Annotated in this window: 18 protein-coding genes, 1 pseudogene and 1 CRISPR repeat array; of the genes and pseudogenes, 6 read left to right on the top strand and 13 right to left on the bottom strand. The window is 66.6% G+C overall.

The annotated features are described in order from the left end of the window. Positions 1–30: 30 nt before the first annotated feature. Positions 31–546: a CRISPR direct-repeat array (repeat unit 29 nt; unit sequence GTCCTCCCCGCCGACGCGGGGGTGTTCCG). Positions 547–800: 254 nt separating this feature from the next. From ACFXOA_RS26885 to ACFXOA_RS26865, 5 genes are all read right to left on the bottom strand, one after another. Further along, positions 801–1,673, bottom strand: coding sequence for a GNAT family N-acetyltransferase (locus tag ACFXOA_RS26885; protein WP_385033661.1), 873 nt, complete (start codon positions 1,671–1,673; stop codon positions 801–803). 85 nt (positions 1,674–1,758) lie between these two features. Beyond that, positions 1,759–1,956, bottom strand: coding sequence for a hypothetical protein (locus ACFXOA_RS26880; protein WP_385033659.1), 198 nt, complete (start codon positions 1,954–1,956; stop codon positions 1,759–1,761). 2 nt (positions 1,957–1,958) lie between these two features. After that, positions 1,959–3,071 carry a radical SAM protein gene (locus ACFXOA_RS26875; protein ID WP_385033656.1) on the bottom strand — a complete coding sequence of 371 codons (1,113 nt, stop codon included), beginning with the start codon at positions 3,069–3,071 and terminating at the stop codon, positions 1,959–1,961. A 60-nt stretch (positions 3,072–3,131) separates the two neighbouring features. Beyond that, complete coding sequence (locus tag ACFXOA_RS26870) at positions 3,132–3,476, bottom strand: DUF6415 family natural product biosynthesis protein (protein ID WP_385033654.1); 345 nt, start codon at positions 3,474–3,476, stop codon at positions 3,132–3,134. Then, complete coding sequence (locus ACFXOA_RS26865) at positions 3,466–4,071, bottom strand: hypothetical protein (protein ID WP_385033651.1); 606 nt, start codon at positions 4,069–4,071, stop codon at positions 3,466–3,468. The genes ACFXOA_RS26870 and ACFXOA_RS26865 overlap by 11 nt, the downstream gene beginning before the upstream one ends. 216 nt (positions 4,072–4,287) lie before the next feature. Between ACFXOA_RS26865 and ACFXOA_RS26860 the strand changes: the two genes are divergently transcribed. Beyond that, the gene (locus ACFXOA_RS26860; protein WP_385033648.1) at positions 4,288–5,598 is read left to right on the top strand and encodes an XRE family transcriptional regulator; all 1,311 of its coding nucleotides are present in this window, start codon (positions 4,288–4,290) and stop codon (positions 5,596–5,598) included. A 65-nt stretch (positions 5,599–5,663) separates the two neighbouring features. Here ACFXOA_RS26860 and ACFXOA_RS26855 read toward each other — a convergent pair whose 3' ends face one another. From ACFXOA_RS26855 to cutA, 4 genes are all read right to left on the bottom strand, one after another. Then, positions 5,664–6,431, bottom strand: coding sequence for a transposase (locus ACFXOA_RS26855; protein ID WP_385033645.1), 768 nt, complete (start codon positions 6,429–6,431; stop codon positions 5,664–5,666). Positions 6,432–6,550: 119 nt separating this feature from the next. After that, the gene (locus tag ACFXOA_RS26850) at positions 6,551–6,907 is read right to left on the bottom strand and encodes a hypothetical protein (protein ID WP_385033642.1); all 357 of its coding nucleotides are present in this window, start codon (positions 6,905–6,907) and stop codon (positions 6,551–6,553) included. A 19-nt stretch (positions 6,908–6,926) separates the two neighbouring features. Then, on the bottom strand, positions 6,927–7,205 hold the full coding sequence (locus ACFXOA_RS26845; protein ID WP_385033639.1) for a helix-turn-helix transcriptional regulator: 279 nt from the start codon (positions 7,203–7,205) through the stop codon (positions 6,927–6,929). Positions 7,206–7,411: 206 nt separating this feature from the next. Beyond that, complete coding sequence (cutA, locus tag ACFXOA_RS26840; RefSeq protein ID WP_385033637.1) at positions 7,412–7,735, bottom strand: divalent-cation tolerance protein CutA; 324 nt, start codon at positions 7,733–7,735, stop codon at positions 7,412–7,414. A gap of 572 nt (positions 7,736–8,307) precedes the next feature. Here cutA and ACFXOA_RS26835 point away from each other — a divergent pair. Then, positions 8,308–9,174, top strand: coding sequence for an SDR family oxidoreductase (locus ACFXOA_RS26835; protein WP_385033634.1), 867 nt, complete (start codon positions 8,308–8,310; stop codon positions 9,172–9,174). A gap of 21 nt (positions 9,175–9,195) precedes the next feature. Then, the gene (locus tag ACFXOA_RS26830; protein WP_385033631.1) at positions 9,196–9,705 is read left to right on the top strand and encodes a topology modulation protein; all 510 of its coding nucleotides are present in this window, start codon (positions 9,196–9,198) and stop codon (positions 9,703–9,705) included. Positions 9,706–9,858: 153 nt separating this feature from the next. On the opposite strand, the gene ACFXOA_RS26825 is transcribed toward ACFXOA_RS26830, so the two are convergent. Genes ACFXOA_RS26825 through ACFXOA_RS26815 form a run of 3 tightly spaced genes read right to left on the bottom strand, consistent with a single transcriptional unit; the run spans position 9,859 to position 12,768 of the window. Next, the gene (locus ACFXOA_RS26825) at positions 9,859–11,037 is read right to left on the bottom strand and encodes a cytochrome P450 (RefSeq protein WP_385033628.1); all 1,179 of its coding nucleotides are present in this window, start codon (positions 11,035–11,037) and stop codon (positions 9,859–9,861) included. A 4-nt stretch (positions 11,038–11,041) separates the two neighbouring features. Beyond that, on the bottom strand, positions 11,042–12,205 hold the full coding sequence (locus ACFXOA_RS26820) for an MAB_1171c family putative transporter (protein WP_385033766.1): 1,164 nt from the start codon (positions 12,203–12,205) through the stop codon (positions 11,042–11,044). Positions 12,206–12,222: 17 nt separating this feature from the next. Further along, positions 12,223–12,768 (bottom strand): regulator component, encoded by a 546-nt coding sequence (locus tag ACFXOA_RS26815; protein WP_385033627.1) that lies wholly within the window; start codon positions 12,766–12,768, stop codon positions 12,223–12,225. Between the two features lie 342 nt (positions 12,769–13,110). On the opposite strand from ACFXOA_RS26815, the gene ACFXOA_RS26810 reads away from it, so the two are divergent. Then, on the top strand, positions 13,111–13,956 hold the full coding sequence (locus ACFXOA_RS26810) for a helix-turn-helix domain-containing protein (protein ID WP_385033624.1): 846 nt from the start codon (positions 13,111–13,113) through the stop codon (positions 13,954–13,956). A gap of 38 nt (positions 13,957–13,994) precedes the next feature. On the opposite strand, the gene ACFXOA_RS26805 is transcribed toward ACFXOA_RS26810, so the two are convergent. Then, positions 13,995–14,441 (bottom strand): Secondary metabolite protein, encoded by a 447-nt coding sequence (locus tag ACFXOA_RS26805; protein ID WP_385033621.1) that lies wholly within the window; start codon positions 14,439–14,441, stop codon positions 13,995–13,997. 429 nt (positions 14,442–14,870) lie between these two features. Between ACFXOA_RS26805 and ACFXOA_RS26800 the strand changes: the two genes are divergently transcribed. Then, positions 14,871–15,197: a transcriptional regulator gene (locus ACFXOA_RS26800; RefSeq protein ID WP_385033618.1), complete on the top strand. Its 327-nt coding sequence runs from the start codon at positions 14,871–14,873 to the stop codon at positions 15,195–15,197. 1 nt (position 15,198) lies between these two features. After that, positions 15,199–15,380, top strand: a pseudogene (locus tag ACFXOA_RS26795) (hypothetical protein); the annotation flags it as partial.

Raw genomic sequence — 15,380 nt, 5'->3', positions numbered from 1 at the left:
GCTTGGCCTAGGATCTGCCCACTTTGGCGGGTCCTCCCCGCCGACGCGGGGGTGTTCCGCTGTCGCCCTGGGGGCGGACGTCCCAGATCAGGTCCTCCCCGCCGACGCGGGGGTGTTCCGCGCGGCTCGGGCGGCGGCCGGGTCGCCGGTGAGTCCTCCCCGCCGACGCGGGGGTGTTCCGAGGAAAACCTTCGTCCAGGGCAGGCCGACGGAGTCCTCCCCGCCGACGCGGGGGTGTTCCGGAGACAGCCCGAGGTCCGCCCTGACCTGCTCCGTCCTCCCCGCCGACGCGGGGGTGTTCCGGGCAAGGACGGCCGAGTTCTGTACGCGGTGCCGTCCTCCCCGCCGACGCGGGGGTGTTCCGACTCGGGTGAATGCCTCGCCAGGCATTCCGCCGTCCTCCCCGCCGACGCGGGGGTGTTCCGAACCGCCACAACTCGCCTGAGCAGGAGGAAGGGTCCTCCCCGCCGACGCGGGGGTGTTCCGACGAACGGTGACCCGAAGATCAGCAACCGGGGCACTCCCCGCCGACGCGGGGTGTCCCGGTGCGTAACGGGGCCGACACCACAACAGGCGAGTTGACGGCATGGTCGGCGTAGGGAAAGCCTGCCGGCTGACCAGCCGCTCCCGGTCAACAACCCTCGGTGGCTGCGTCTCGGGCTCATGCGGACAAGGGATACGATGTCCCTCACCTGCGGAAACGGCTCTGGGGCAAGCGCATCGGCGTCCGCATCGCGCGCATATGGAGGCGCTCACGCAACTCGAACTGGGCCATCCCGTTGGAAGGCCGCAGGATGAGGTCAGGCGGACCGTGTGCAGACGAATCCGAGGGATGTCAGGCCTTCGCCCTGGCACAGCCGATCGGACGCCCCTCCAACCTCCGTCTGGAGCAGCTGGTAGTCGGCACCGCTCGCCCGGCCCCACGACATCGCAGCCCGCCAGAGCGCGCGGCCGTATCCGTGCCCGCGGTACTCCGGCAGCACGGCGAAGTACTGCGGCAGCAGCCGGGACCGCCCGACCTCGTCGATCATCGTCTCCATGGGGCCGATAGCGCCGGCGACCTGCCCTTCGCACGTGATGGTCAGGACCGGTCCCACTGTGCCTGACACCATCTGTTCGTGAAGGAAGGCCAGGCCGTCTGCCTTCATGTCCTCAGCGAAGGCTGCGAACGTCGCCTTCACACTGTTGGGCTGCTCCGAGTACTGCCGCACCTCGACGTCTGAGGGCGACTCCGGGCCGGCGAACGTCTTCAACTGAACGCGCGTGCCCACCGACACCGCAGACTCCGGCTGCTCAGGGCCCAGGAACCACACGACGCGCGCCCTCCCGACCGCATGCTCGACAGCGAGCTCGCGGGCAAGCGCGGCCGCGTCGGCCAGGACGTCAGGCTCCGCGCCGTACACGTGAACCTTCACCATGCTCCGGCCTCGACCGCACAGTGTCGGCAGAAGCGTCGAGCGCTCGTCCTGACGCACTGCGCCAACGAGGATCCGCTCGGTCTTCGTGTGCGACCAGCGGCGGTCCTTGTCGTACGGCAGAAACTCCCCACTGCCCGCGACACCGGCCGCGGCCTCGAACAGGTCCGGGAAGGGGCTGGAGGGGTGCGCCGGGCCCAGCGTCGGCACGAACGGCACAGACAGCAGGGGACGCATCCAGTCCCAGTTCAAGAGCATGGCCGCACGCTACACACACGGCACAGGCCCCGGGGCGCGAACACCGGGGCCTGCACGTTCATGACCAGATCAGACGCAGATCAGGTCAGTGGGGGTTGTCGTCGCCCGCAGCGCACGAGCACTTCGCCGCTTCCATCACGTCGTCCAGGTCCGCGACGGATGTGATGGTGACGATCGGGGTGACGGGCCTCTCGACCGGTCGCGTGAGGTACGGCAGACCCTGGGTCGGCACCTCCCCGGGGAGGGGACGTCTGGGAGAGATCGCTACAGCGACAGCGGTCATGGTCAGCCTGCTTTCTTCATTCCGTGCTGGCAGTAACTTTCCAGTGGTGCCTTCGCCTCCTGGTAGTGCTTGGCCAGGGGTCTGCACACGGTGCAGGACCCCGAGAGCTGGCAGCCGGAGCAGCCACCGGTGCGAAGCATGAGACGGTCGGCGATGCCGCCGAGCCGCGTCAGACCGTCGATCCCCTCAGCGGGGAGACTGATCTGGTCATCGCGGCCGATCTTGCAGATCGTCGCGAAGCCGTGCGGGTCCATGTGGAAGAACGTGTGGCCGGCGTTGCAGCCACTGAACGGCTTCCGCATCCGCAGGTGTTCTTTGGATTGGGCAGTGAGGACTTCTCCGCCGCCGTAGATCGTCGGCGTCATGTTCGTGAAGACGGCGTAGTCCACACCCCACTGTTCGCAGAGGCCGACCATCGCCTGTTCCTCGTCGGCGTTGTCTTCGGTCACGATGACGCTCATCCGCAGCGGGAGCTTCGCCCGCCGTGCTGCGCCCATGCCCTGCATGAACAGATCCCATGCGCCTTCGCGCTGCGTCAGCTCGTCGTAACTGCGCTTGGTGGCCCCGTACATCGACACCGTTACCCGGTAGGGCGGGCGCTCCCGGAGCATCGTCAGCAGGTTCTCCCGCCACAGCAGAGAGCCGTTCGTGGACAGCGTGATCATCATGCCGCGATCCCACGCGTGCCGGTACGAGGGCATGAAGTCTCGGTCGATCGTGGGCTCTCCGCCTGTGACCTGGAGCCACAGCACCCCGGCCTCGGCCATGATGTCGAGGCAGCGCAGCTTGTCGTCGAGCGGCATCCCCGCATTGACCTTCAGCCCCAGGTAGCAGTGCTTGCACTTGTAGTTGCAGCCGAGGTTGACCTCCCACGACGCCTTGCCATAGCCCCATTTGGACGGCTCCCGCACAACCAGCAGCCCAGACAGAGGCCGGCCTGCGATGTCCGTTCCCCACTGCTCACGCGCGGCGTCCGCCAACCAGGTGGGGACAGCACCGGTCGCAGTGGCACGGAGCTCCTCGTAGGTGGCCTCGGGAAGCAGCAAACCTCCCGGGCTCCCGGGGCGGAGCAGCACGTACTGCCCCAGGAAGGGGCTGGCGATCAGCTCATGCATCATGACTTCCTTCGGTCGGTTGGCAGGAACGCGCCTGGTGAGGGCGCACAGGAGGGGGTGTCACACGGGCGGAAACGCGACGGCAGCGGCGCGGCTCACGTTCTCGTAGTGACGGCAGAGCGCGAGGACGGCCATCGCGGACTTCCGCACAGTCCGCTCATTTACGCCCGGCCAAAGAGCCCCCGCCCGACGCTCTGCCTCCTCGGCGCCGACCAGCGCAACTACCGCGGCTTGCTCAGTCGACCTGTGCCGAGCCATCTCCCGTACTTCGGGGACGAGTAACGCGAGCTGCCCTCGGAGGGCGGATGCCAGGAAACGGAGGTCGTCGGCCGGGGCGCCATTGATGGAGCACGCCCGCTCGGCAGTCGCCCGGATGGTTGCGATGTCGAGCGGATCAGCGCTCACGGTCGGCCTCCAATTCACGACGTCTCGCCCCTGCGAGCGCCTTGGCGTTGAGTGCAAACGCCTGCAGCGCGTCTGGACAGCAGAGAGCCCCCGGGCTCTCCATGGGGACTGACCAGTACGAACGGGCCAGTCCCGGCTCGTCGACGTCCGGCCTCGGTACTCCGAGGTACGACGCGGGACCGAGGAACGCCGTGCCTCTCCCGTACCAGTGGAGCCCCCCGCTCGCAGGGACGAGCGCGTAGTACTGCCCCGCGTACCAGTCCGCGATCACCGGGCCGTCTTCCAGAGCAGAAGCCAGGAACGCATCAACCCTGGGGGCTTCCTCCCACCCGCCCTTGAGGTCGACGCCGGCAGCGGCACGGATGAACTCTCCGGGGATCCGCACGGCGGAGAACAGAGACCCGCACCGAATGAGCGCGAGACCGTCGCGTTCCCACCCCTGTCTGGCCGTCTTGCGGTCTTCGGCCGCACACAACAGCCAGCTCGCCACTGCGGCGTTCATCTCCATACTGGTGTGCTCGTTCACCCGGGGGCGAGCACCGACGCCGGCCGACTTCCCGTCTCGAGGGTGTCCCCCAGGCTCGACCTCGCTCATCGCGCCACCTGCACGGCAGGGCCATGGATACGCTCCAACACGGCGACTCCTATCCAGTCGTCACCCCGGTCTGGCGGACAGAACCGCCCCAGGGCCTTGGCGTTGAAGAGTGGTCGTTCCGCCAAAGGCGTGCGTCCCTGCGCCCGGTATCCCCATGATGGGTAGACGCCCTCGACGGCAGCCGCGCAGACTCTCGCCAGCAGGAAGACGGCACCCATGACCTACGAACCACCGACAGCACTGCCGCGTGCACTTCTCGGCGACAGCGAAGTGCAACGCGCACTGACCGAGCACGACTTCGGAACCATCTTCCGAATCGCCCGAGAACGGGCAGGGATCAGCTACTCGAAGATCGCCGCCGAATGCGACATCAAGCCGGACCGGGTGGGGACCCTCGCCCGAGGCCAGGGCCGAATCACTACGTTCGAGAAGATCGCGCAGATCGCCGACGCTCTGCGCATCCCCGGGGGCATGGTCGGTCTCGCCACCCGCTCGTGGGAGGCGGACGACGCTACTGCTGTAACGTCCCGCACAGAGAACGGACCGCACGTGCACCGCCGAACGCTCCTCCAGGCAGCAACCAGCACCGGACTGGCGGCCACGCTCCCCGCCCTGCACCGCCCCGATGCACCGCGCCGCATCACCCACGCTCACATCGACCGGCTCCGCGAGCGCACCGCTCGCCTCCGCCGCCTGGACGAAGTCCTCGGCGGCGGCGACACCTACCGCGTCTACCTAGGCGAAGTCATGCACACCAAGGGCCTCCTCCGGCAGGCGTCCTTCACCGACGACACCCGACGCCGCCTCACCGCCCTTCTGGCCGAGCAGGCTCAGCAAGCCGGATGGGCGGCCTTCGACGGGGGGCGCATGCACGAGGCCACCACCCTGTACGAGGAGAGCCGGGCCTTCGCGGAAGACGCCCAGGACTCTGACCTCTACGGCAACAGCTTGGCCTTCCTCGCCTACCGGACCCTCCCGGATGACCGGCGCACCGCGGTCACGGTTGCCCAAGGCTCCTGTGCCACCATCACCACGCGCACACCAGCCACCGTGCGTGCCCTCCTCTACGAACGCCACGCCTGGGCGTGCGCCGTGGATGGCCAGGCGTCCAGAGCAGAGGCTGCCCTCACGGCCGCCCGTGAAGCCCTGGACACCGCCCAGGACGACGAGCCACAGCCGGACTGGTCCGCCTGGGTCGACCACACGGAGCTGGACATCATGACTGGCCGCTGCTGGACCGAGCTGCGCAGGCCTCTCCGCGCCGTTCCCTTCCTCACCAAGGGCCTCGGCCAATACTCCGACGACCACGCCCGCGACAAGGCGCTCTACCTCTCATGGCTCGCAGACGCCTACCTCAACGCTGGGGAGGTCGAGCAGGCAGCCGAGACCACGGGGCGATCTCTCCAGCTCGCAACAGGCGTCGCCTCCAGCCGACCTCGGCAGCGCCTTGCGCCGTTGCTCGAACGCCTCCGCCCCCACGCGGACGTGAGCGTCGTCCGAGAACTTCTCGGCCAGGTGGCAGGCTAAGGCTTGTCCCGTAACTGATCTTGGAGCCACTGCGGGCAAGGTCGGCTGCCGTACCGCCCGTTGCCCTATCCGGCGAGCGCGAGGTTGTGCAGGCGGGCGATGCCGAGGATGGCGTGGTGGACGCCGTCGCCTTTGAGGCGGCAGTCGCGCAGAATCTTGTAGGTCTTCATGCGGGCGAAGGTGTGCTCGACTCGGGCGCGGACCTGCTTGTGCGACTTGTTGTGGGCCTGTTTCCAGGCAGGCAGTTCTTCGCCCTTGCGGCGACGGTGCGGCATGACAAGACCGGTGCCCGGATAGCCGCCGTCCGCGATCGCTATGGTCTTCCCGACGGCGGCCTCGGCGCCGGACTCGGACCAGGCCCGGCAGTCGTTGCGGTTACCGGGCAGCGGCCGGCCGACCACGACGACGCATCGGCTGTCGGCATCGATCACAACCTGGTGATTGGTCGAGTAGCGGTAGTTCTTCGACTGCTCCGCCACGCTGTGGTCGCGGGTCGGTACGAGGGTGCCGTCCACGATCAGGACCGTGTCCTTGGCGAACTGCTTGCGCGGCTGGAGCGCGAGCTTCGGGCCGAGGTGGTTGATGATCCGGTCGGCTGCCGACTTCGAGACCCCGAAGAGCGGTGCGAGCTGGCGCAACGTCAGGTTTGTCCGCCAGTAGGCCGCAACCAGCAGTACGCGATCATCCAGCGGTAGACCCCACGGCCGGCCGCGCTGCGGCTCCTCCGCAGTCCTCCGGCGCGCTAGGGTCACCAACTTGGCGAAGCAGCGCGGACTCAGCCCGGTGAACGGAGCTATCCAAGAAGGCTCCGACGTCGTGATCACACCTGCCATCCCAAGATCATCCCACCCGTGAGCAGGGGTTCTGAGACAGCCCTCAGGTACGTGATGATTGTTCGTGCGAACCTCGGGCCCGACCGTCGTCCGCCCCCGGCGCGGGCCTGATGCGAACCTCAAAAGCGTCGGCGCAGCAGCCTGATCAGCACGACGTAGGCGACCGCGGCCACCATGAGCATCCAGTAGTAGGGATTGCCAGTTCGACCGGACGCGAGGTCGCCGATGAAGGCGCACAGGTTTCCTACCGTGAGGATCACACCCACACCAGCCCAGGCATGCACGTTGATCAGGCGAGAGCGTTCGTCCGGATGCTCGACAGCCTCGCGGTAGCTCGGGCTGCGGCGCGCCAACCCGAACATGGTCAGGCTGCACAGCACCATGACCCCGAACACCAAGAGCCCGATGCCGACATGGTCACCGACGGCTGCGGTCACCAGACAGATGAAACCGATACCGAGGAAGAAGGCGGGCACGGACCACCTTGCCGAGCTCTCAGCCGTGCGTGGTGTCTCCGTCGACATGGAACATCTCCTCTACTGCGCACTGGAAGAACCTGCCCAAGGACAAGGCGAGCGGCAAGGACGGCGTGTATCGCTCGGCCTCGATGGAGTTGATCGTCTGTCGCGAGACTCCGACCACTGCCCCGAGCTGCGCTTGGGAGAGCCCGCGCGCCAAGCGCAGCTCCCTGACCTCATTCCTCACATGGAAAGCATGCTTTCCACTTCGTTGGGTGTCAAGCCAGCTTTCCATACCGGCCTTGCGTACCAGCATGGAGCGAGGGGGCGTGCAGGCCGCTGCCACGAGCTTCGAGGCCAAGTTCGAACGCGAGCCGCACGAAAACCGATGGCCCACGGTCACCAACGCGGTGAAGCAGTCCAATCCGGTTCAAGTTGGGGCTATCCGGGACGATCTACCGGCGTGGTCGCACCAACCATCACTGGATCACCAACGCGTGGCCAGGCGTTACGGGACAGCCTTTAGGTCAGCTTCACAGAGTTGCTGATCCACTCCAGGCATCGGTCTGCGCCGTCGATGATCGGAACAGCGCACAGCTCCGGGTTGTCCCACGGGTGATGCGCAAGGAGATGAGCCTCCAACTCCGTGTACCGGTCCGCAGTCGTCTTCAGGAGGACCTGCCACTCCTCGCCTGTGCCGTACTCACCCAGGTGCCAGAAGACACTCGTCACCGGGCCGACGACCTGAGCGCCTGCGGCAAGGCGCCCCTGCACGGCCGAGCCGGCCAGATCCACTGCCTCCTGCTTCGTCGCAGTCGCGGTCGATACCTGCACGTACTGAGTCATGAGGGGAGCCTAGCCAGGTGGACACGCAGCCCAACAGGGTCTCGGTGGGAGACCACACGAAACGACCTGCTCACGATCCCGCCTTTTGCGCTTTTGCGATCGAACTACCTGACGAACTACTCCGCCGGGAACGAGCAGCACGAAGCACAAGGCGTGGCGACATCCGCGTTCCTCCCGAGGGCTCGTGGGTTGCGTGGCGCGAGTACGAGCAGGGCGATGTCTGGGACCGGGTCACCACGGCGGAACACCGATCGGTCGGCAGCGACGTTCCCCGGATTGGCCCCACGCCCGTGCACAGGAGATCCGTCCTCTGCTTCTTGCAGACAGCGACGCACTGCTGAACTCCGGCGGCCCACAGGAGCCCATTGCCGAGTGGGCAGCCGCCTTCCGCAGCACCAACCAGGCCCTCGCCCACGGGGTTCAGGCAGGGACACTCGACCGCGGGCTGCGCAGGTGCTCAGCTACCACGTGATCTTCCACTGGAACCGGCTCAGCTTGTTCATGCGAGGGCAGAGCGTCTTACCCTGGGCAGCCATCCTGTACGGCGTCGAGCACAAGGAGGGCCAGCGCGCATGACGACGCTCATCATCGGCGGCAGTGGCTTTCTGGGAACCGAACTGATCAGGCAGGCGAGAGCGGCCGGGCAACGCACGGCCGCGACCTACCACGCGACCGCCCCCGCAGTGACCTCCGAGGCCGCGTGGTACCGCCTGGACCTGCGGGATGCGGAGAGCCTCGCGGTGGTCATAGCCGAGACACGCCCGAGTCTGATCATCAACGCATCCAGCGGGGGAGCGGACTGGGCGACTACGGCGGAGGCGCCCGTCCGGCTCGCGATGACCGCGAGGAAACACGGTAGTCGTTTCGTGCAGGTCTCCACCGACGCGGTGTTCTCCGGTACCGGCCGTGCCCGCTACGACGAGTCCTGCCTCCCGGACCCGATCACGACCTACGGCGTCGCCAAAGCTGCTGCGGAGACCGGTGTTCTTGCGGTGTACCCGGAAGCCGCCGTCGTCCGCACATCCCTGATCATCGGGCACGGCCACTCCACGCACGAGCGCCTGGTGCACCAGTTCATCGCCGGCACCACCGACGGAGTTCTTTTCACCGATGACATCCGCTGCCCGATCCACGTCACAGACCTCGCCGCCGCGCTGCTGGAGCTCGCGGAGAACGGCGCCGCGGGAGTGCGTCACGCCGCTGGACGCGACGCCGTCAGCCGCCACGAACTCGGCGTCCTCATCGCACGACGCGACGGCCTGGACGCTGCCCGTCTGGCCGCCGGCCTGCGTGCCGAGAGCACGCTGCACGGCCCACTCGACGTGCGCCTGGACAGTCGGACGACTCAGCACCTGTTGAGTACTCGTCTGCGCGGTGCGCACGAATTCCTTGCCGCGGGTGAGGAGGGGAACCACAGGTCTGACCAGACGGTGGCATAGTCCGTCTCTACGCTGGAGCCGATGAAGAAGGTCGCCATTGTCGGCTGCGGAGGCAGCGGTAAGTCTCACGTGGCCCGCGAGCTCGGCAGGATCCTCGACGCCCCGGTGACACATTTGGACGCCGTGTTCTACGACGACGAATGGAACGCGCTGCCCATGGACGAGTTCACCGACATACAGCGTGTGCTGGTCGCGCAGCCGCGGTGGGTGATCGACGGCAACTACAACGCGACGCTGCAGGTACGGCTCGAAGCCTGCGACACGGTGGTCATGATGGACGTGTCGACCGTGGCGGCGCTGTACGGAATCTTCTCCCGACAGATCCGGCACGGGGCCGGGTACAGGGGCAACGGGGTGCACAACCGCATCCACTGGGGCGTGATCAAGTACGTCCTTACGTACCGGCGCAAGATGCGGCCCCGCGTGATGGCGAAGATCGAGGAGTTTGGCTCCGGCACAGACGTGGTGCTGCTGGCTAACCGGCGCCAGACGCGGCGCTGGCTGCGGAAGGTCGCCGCCGAGCAGTCCTGACCAGCCCGCCCTCCGGTCAGGGGGTGTCCGGGATGAACGAGACCACCCCGTCTGTCGCGGACGATGGCGTGCGGTGCACACCCCGGCAGTCTTGGTGCGAGCCAAAACTTTGCTCACCCCGCGCGCAGGGTGAGCAGACGGCCTGCCGAGCGGCTACACCAGGACTGGAAGTGACGCGAGCCCGCGAACAAGACGGGTGTGCCGCCACGCCAGTTGTTCAGACGGAACAGCCAGTCGAACCTCAGGGAACCTCGTGAGGATCATCCGAAGAGCGATATCAGCCTCGGCCTTGGCGAGAGGTGCGCCGACGCAGCGGTGGATGCCGTGGCCGAAGCTGAGATGGGCAGCGGCTTCTCGGTCCAGGTCGAGCATGTCCGGCGACGGGAACCGTTTCGGGTCCCGGTTCGCTGCTCCGAGAGCGATCAGCACCGGAACACCGGCCGGGATGTCCATGCTGCCGAGTCTGACCGCTTCGGTGGTGAAGCGGAATGTGGCTGTACTGACAGGGGAGTCGAACCGAAGCAGCTCGTCGAGTACAGCAGGGACCTCGTCCGGATTCTCCCGAAGACGATGCAACTGGACCGGATGCTGAAGCAGCGCCAGGACGGCATTGCCGAGGAAGTTGGTGGTGGTCTCGTGCCCGGCTACGAGCAGCAGCACCGCGAGAGAGACCAGTTCTTCCTCGCTCAGGCGATCGTCCCCGTCGCGAGCCGAGATGAGCCGGTCAAGCAGAGAGGTGCCGGGGGACAGGCGCTTGGCGGCGATGAGGCTGGTCATGTAGTCGGCCATCGAATGCGAGGCCGCGTCGACAACGTCAGGGCTTCCCGCCGCGAACAGTTCCGCGGACCAGCGCTTGATGCCGGACCGGTCGTCCTCCGGTACTCCGAGCAGCTCGCAGATCACAAGGACCGGTAGGGGGACCGCGAGGCCGGCCACGAAGTCGAACTGCTCGCCGACAGGCCACCGATCCAGCAGCTCCTCGGTGACCTGGGCGATGAAGGGTCGGAGCTCCGTGACCGCTCCGCTCGTGAATGCCTTGGTCACCAACTTACGCAGCCGGGTGTGCTGCGGTGGGTCGCTGGCGAGCATGGTGTGAGCCACCGCAGGGTGCAACCGACGCTGTGAGCCCTTACCGGCGAAGAACGCGGCAGTGTCTTTCGAGAGCCGAGCGTCGCCGAGGGCTTCCCGGGCTTCCGCGTAGCCGGTGACCAGGTAACTGGTACGCCCACCAGAGCCCGCGGGCACGGGCTGTACCGGACAGGTGGACCGCATGGCGGCATACGTGGGGTAGGGGTCCTGGGCGAAGCGAGGGGCCTGCGTCGGGTCGGTCATGCTCTCAGACTCCAACCAGTTCTGGCCTGCCATCGTCTCTGACACGCCCGACACGGTTGGCGTAGGCGTCAGCTACCAGAAGGAGCCACTCCGTGGCTGCCCGCAGATCCTTCCGAGAGGCGGCCCCCGCGGCTGGCGGGGCGACGTCGTCAGCGACGCGGCCTGTCCTCAAGCCGGCCAGCGCCGCCTTCAGGACAGCAGCCTCGACTGCCGCAGCACGTTTCTCCGTCCCCGTACCGAACGCGGCCTGGGCCACCTCCTGAACTGTGCGGGGTCGGAATGCCCGAAGGGCGAGGCTGGCGTCGCTGATCTCGATGACCCGCCGCTGGAGCATAAAGTCCGAGTCGTTCGAAGGGGCCTGGGCATCGTCCGCGGCGGTAAGGACGATCTCGGGCATCGCAGCTGAGAGATCCTGCCAGAGGGAGCCGAGCGCCTCGAAGGAATGCGCCTCCCATCGGCGGCGGCGGGCCTGGCTGAGCGGGTAGACGACAGCGGGCAAGGTGAGGCCGAGGCAGATCAGAAGGACGGCGAGTGCCGGCGAGGTCACGCTGAAAACACACGGCATGGTCACGAGCGACGAGCATTCCGGGTGGTCGGATATGAGGTGGAGACCCAGACCCAGATCGACGAGCCGCGTCAGCTTGTACACCGTGTATACGAGCGCGAATCCGCAGCCAGCTGCTGCCAACCGGAGACCGATCCGTACGCTGCCGCGGCGCGTCGACTTCGACTGGCGCAGGGCCTGCCTCAGGAAGTCGATGACGGCGAAGCTCAGGTAGGAGATGTACAGGAGCAGATAGAGCGCGTACGCCTGCGGAGAACGATGGGCTATCTGCTCGTAGGCGAACAGGATGGTCATGCCCAAGGTCGCCCCGGCGAGGAGGTAGAGACGCAGTCGGAGTCGACGTTGCGCCTCTTCGGGCTCGAGGTTGAGCTGGAAGGAGACGGCCAGGACTGCTGTGGCGGCTCCCACCGAGGCGCAGTTGCTCAACAACCGGGCGATGTGCGGCACCACCGTCTCGGCAGCGTCCTCGAACAACGGGGCATAGGTGGCGAAGGCCAAGGCGAACGATCCGAGGAGCGCCCCCATGGACCATGTTCCAGTCGGACGTGGTGTGCCTCGCCCGAGCACCCAATAGCCGGCAGTCGCAGCGAGCAGACAGGCCATGCCCAGGAAGACAGCGTTCATCGTGAGCGGAACCGACCCTTTCTGATGGGCTGGGAGAAGAGTGCGTCCCAGCTGTCCGGCCCCTTCTTGGGGCGCAGAGAGGGAGATTCACGCTCGCGGTAGATGCGCTGACGGATGATCGTGGCCATCATCTCCGCTTCACGTTCGTCGGCCGTCGAGTAGCTCGTACGCCCGGACATGCGCGATACCAGCGTGGGGTTCACGCCGAGCATCCGGGCAGTGCCCGTGTCGACCTCCAGGCTCCCCGGGTGGTCGCAATACACATGGCACAGCTCGTGAGTCAGGATGTGCCTCTGATGGTGGACGGACGTACCTTCCTCGTAATAGAGGAGATCGGCCGACGGGGTTTCGACCCGTATCCCGCACGGCGCATCGACTGCGCCGAGCGTGCTCAACGGCGCCAGGACAATCGGCTTGCCGCGGAGATCAGCTATTGCGTCACGCAAATCACGCGTGCTGAAGCGGTGCGGCAGGGACAGTAGATCAACCTGCTCCTCGCATGCAGTGCGAAGTCGGCTCTCGTCGATTTCTGGCAACGGCATGCAAGTCCCCCTCGGCTTCGGCGGTGCGCCGACTCACTGGTGAGCGACAGCGATGAGGATGCCAAGCGGAAGGCGGAACTCACACTTCCGGGAACTGCGAGTTCCGGTTACGGAGCGTGAATCACGAAGGCTGCCGGAAGCGGGAGTGGAACGTTGCCCGGCCCGCTCCAGCGGGGTCTTGCACTCTCCATCTCGGGATGCAGGGTGCGACGTGGTGAATGGTTGAAGGGTCGACCATCCGTTATGCCCGACTACGCTGAATGACTGACCCATGATCATTTATTGGAGTTTTGAGGTAGATCGTGGTGCACCTCACTCAGTGGTGGCCTCTAGTCTCACGCCATGGATTCTCGGGACGGGCAGGGCGAAGTCGGTGAACCAGTCGGCGAGTCCCTGCCTGGGCTGCTGCGGGCGTGGCGTAGTCGGGTAAATCCTCGGCGGATCCCGGGTCTGGTCTCAGCGGGGCGTCGGACTGATGGGCTGACGCAGCGTGACGTGGCCCGCCTGACGGGGGTGAGTGAGCGCTGGTATCGCGAGTTGGAGCGCGGCAATGAAGCCCGCTACTCTCCCGACTTTCTCGATCGGCTCTCGTCGGCACTCGAGCTGAGCCCTGCCGAGCGTCGCGCGCTGTACTTGAGAGCCGTAGGCCGCCCTCCTGCCCTAGGTGTCGTGTCGGAGGCGGACAGGGTTGCGGAAGTGGACGAGGTTCTGCTCCAGCGGTTCTTGGACGGTCAGGCTCCCAATCCCGCCTTCGCAACGGATCTCGCCTGGAACGTGATTGGCTATAACGGGCCGTTGATGGACTGGTTCCCCTGGGTTGCACCCCAGGCCAATCAAATGAAGTGGGTGCTTCTGGAGCCGGAAGCCCGTGAGCAACTCGTGAACTGGGAACAGGACTGGGCGCGCCCATTGCTTGGGCAGATTCGCTATGAGCGTGCGCATCACCCGGAGGACGAGGCTCTGCGGCGACTGGAGCGTGACATCCTCACGGAATCTCCGGCCGCACAGGAGATGTGGGGGCGTCGCGAGATGGCCGAACATTCCCACGGTGACTTCCGCCGGCTCAGGCTTCCGTACCACCAGGGTCGGGAGGTCGCGATTCGTATCGTCGCCTTACGGCCCATGCGTAGCGATCGCCTTCGGGTGGTCGTGCTCCTGGAAGTCGATGAAGGCGGGACCGGCCCCTGAGCGGGGGGGGCCCGCCCCGGATTGCGGGGGAGTCGTCCTCACTCGTCGTCGAGCAGGCCTGACTCGTCCGGGTCGTCCGGCATGCCCTCGAGCCGGCGGGCTTGGTCGATCACGGTGTTCAGCATGTTCAGGCTGGATGCGCTGAGTCCGTTGGCGCGCAAGGCGACCCGCCGCACACCCTGATCAAGCATGGCGGCAACCACTTGGATCTCGGCGCGCTGGCGCTCGGCCTCCGCCTCATCGAAGAAGTAGCCCGCGTTCACTCCGAAGAACCCTGCCAGCACCCGGATGGTCTGCATCTTCGGGTTCGTGTTGGTCCCGGTTCGAAGTTGCTGGATGGCGCTTGCGGAGATGGCTACGCCTGATGTGTCGCGGATGCCCTGTGACACCTCCGCGTACGTGTACGGGCTGCGCCCCTTCGGGTGCACCTCCCGGAACAGGTAGTCGAGCAGCTCCGCAAAGGTGCGCTCGTTCCTCTCGGTCATCTCCAGCCCTTCGTCATGACCGTCATCGTATCCACTTCAGTGGTGATCATGACCAGGGTGTCGGATGCGGCACCACTACAGTTGACGGGTGTGCGCAACTGCGGTGTACGGTGACGCCTGAATTCATCCAGTGCAGTGTTCAGTGCCTGGTCGGCGCATGTAGGGCGACGCTGGACTTGTGTCAGGGCTCGCCATATGGTCCTGGTCCACACAAATCGATCACTGGTCCGGGTGAGCCAGGAGGGGAAGCGCGATGTACGCACACGGGCCATGAGCCCGGAGGGGTGAAGGAGACCGGCGCCCGGGAGCTACCAACTCCCAAGGCGCCGGGCCGACAACCCCGAGGGGCCATCGATTCACATCTCGCGGGCGGCGGGGCTTTTGCACGAGAACCGCCGCACCACGTCCCTACGAAAAACGGAGTATCGCATGTTCGCCATGTCGAACGGAAGCTTGGCCTGCCCGGACACGGGCCGTCAGCACCGACTCGCCGACCGGCTCGCCGACATGATGCCGGGTGCTGCCACCATCCGGGTCAGCCTCGTCGACGCCGGGCAGGCGTGGCCTCACCCTCACATCATCGTCAAGGATGAGGCCGGGGAGACCCTGCAGATGGGCCGCGTGGCTGTCAGGGGCACAGCTCGCAGGATCATGCGGGTATGTCCGGATGCCTACTTGAGGCGACCGCACACCCTCAAGGCTGCCTACGCGGCCCTCATTCGCAGTGATCTGACGGCCGTCGGCCGGAGCCGCTGAGATGGCGCGGATTCGGACAATCAAGCCGGAGGCATTCGTCTCCGAGTCACTCGCGGAAGTGAGCGTCGAGGCGGAGCGGACCTTCGTCGGGCGGGTGACACAGGCCCACGACCACCGGCGCCCCCCCGGCAACCCCCCGCTCATAGCCCGGCGGCACTGGCCCCAGCGCGCCCCGCACACACC

This window comes from Streptomyces sp. NPDC059166, from assembly GCF_042755185.1.
GTDB lineage: Bacteria > Actinomycetota > Actinomycetes > Streptomycetales > Streptomycetaceae > Streptomyces.
This window is presented reverse-complemented; position numbering and strand designations above follow the sequence as displayed.

Coding starts and splice junctions, on each gene's coding strand:
- ACFXOA_RS26800 (WP_385033618.1), top strand. CDS start 14,871: ATGTTCGCCATGTCGAACGGAAGCTTGGCCTGCCCGGACACGGGCCGT.
- ACFXOA_RS26880 (WP_385033659.1), bottom strand. CDS start 1,956: ATGACCGCTGTCGCTGTAGCGATCTCTCCCAGACGTCCCCTCCCCGGG.
- ACFXOA_RS26810 (WP_385033624.1), top strand. CDS start 13,111: ATGGATTCTCGGGACGGGCAGGGCGAAGTCGGTGAACCAGTCGGCGAG.
- ACFXOA_RS26815 (WP_385033627.1), bottom strand. CDS start 12,768: ATGCCGTTGCCAGAAATCGACGAGAGCCGACTTCGCACTGCATGCGAG.
- ACFXOA_RS26845 (WP_385033639.1), bottom strand. CDS start 7,205: ATGCTGGTACGCAAGGCCGGTATGGAAAGCTGGCTTGACACCCAACGA.
- ACFXOA_RS26855 (WP_385033645.1), bottom strand. CDS start 6,431: ATGGCAGGTGTGATCACGACGTCGGAGCCTTCTTGGATAGCTCCGTTC.
- ACFXOA_RS26860 (WP_385033648.1), top strand. CDS start 4,288: ATGACCTACGAACCACCGACAGCACTGCCGCGTGCACTTCTCGGCGAC.
- ACFXOA_RS26820 (WP_385033766.1), bottom strand. CDS start 12,205: ATGGCCTGTCTGCTCGCTGCGACTGCCGGCTATTGGGTGCTCGGGCGA.
- ACFXOA_RS26825 (WP_385033628.1), bottom strand. CDS start 11,037: ATGACCGACCCGACGCAGGCCCCTCGCTTCGCCCAGGACCCCTACCCC.
- ACFXOA_RS26885 (WP_385033661.1), bottom strand. CDS start 1,673: ATGCTCTTGAACTGGGACTGGATGCGTCCCCTGCTGTCTGTGCCGTTC.
- ACFXOA_RS26835 (WP_385033634.1), top strand. CDS start 8,308: ATGACGACGCTCATCATCGGCGGCAGTGGCTTTCTGGGAACCGAACTG.
- ACFXOA_RS26875 (WP_385033656.1), bottom strand. CDS start 3,071: ATGCATGAGCTGATCGCCAGCCCCTTCCTGGGGCAGTACGTGCTGCTC.
- cutA (WP_385033637.1), bottom strand. CDS start 7,735: ATGACTCAGTACGTGCAGGTATCGACCGCGACTGCGACGAAGCAGGAG.
- ACFXOA_RS26865 (WP_385033651.1), bottom strand. CDS start 4,071: ATGAGCGAGGTCGAGCCTGGGGGACACCCTCGAGACGGGAAGTCGGCC.
- ACFXOA_RS26830 (WP_385033631.1), top strand. CDS start 9,196: ATGAAGAAGGTCGCCATTGTCGGCTGCGGAGGCAGCGGTAAGTCTCAC.
- ACFXOA_RS26805 (WP_385033621.1), bottom strand. CDS start 14,441: ATGACCGAGAGGAACGAGCGCACCTTTGCGGAGCTGCTCGACTACCTG.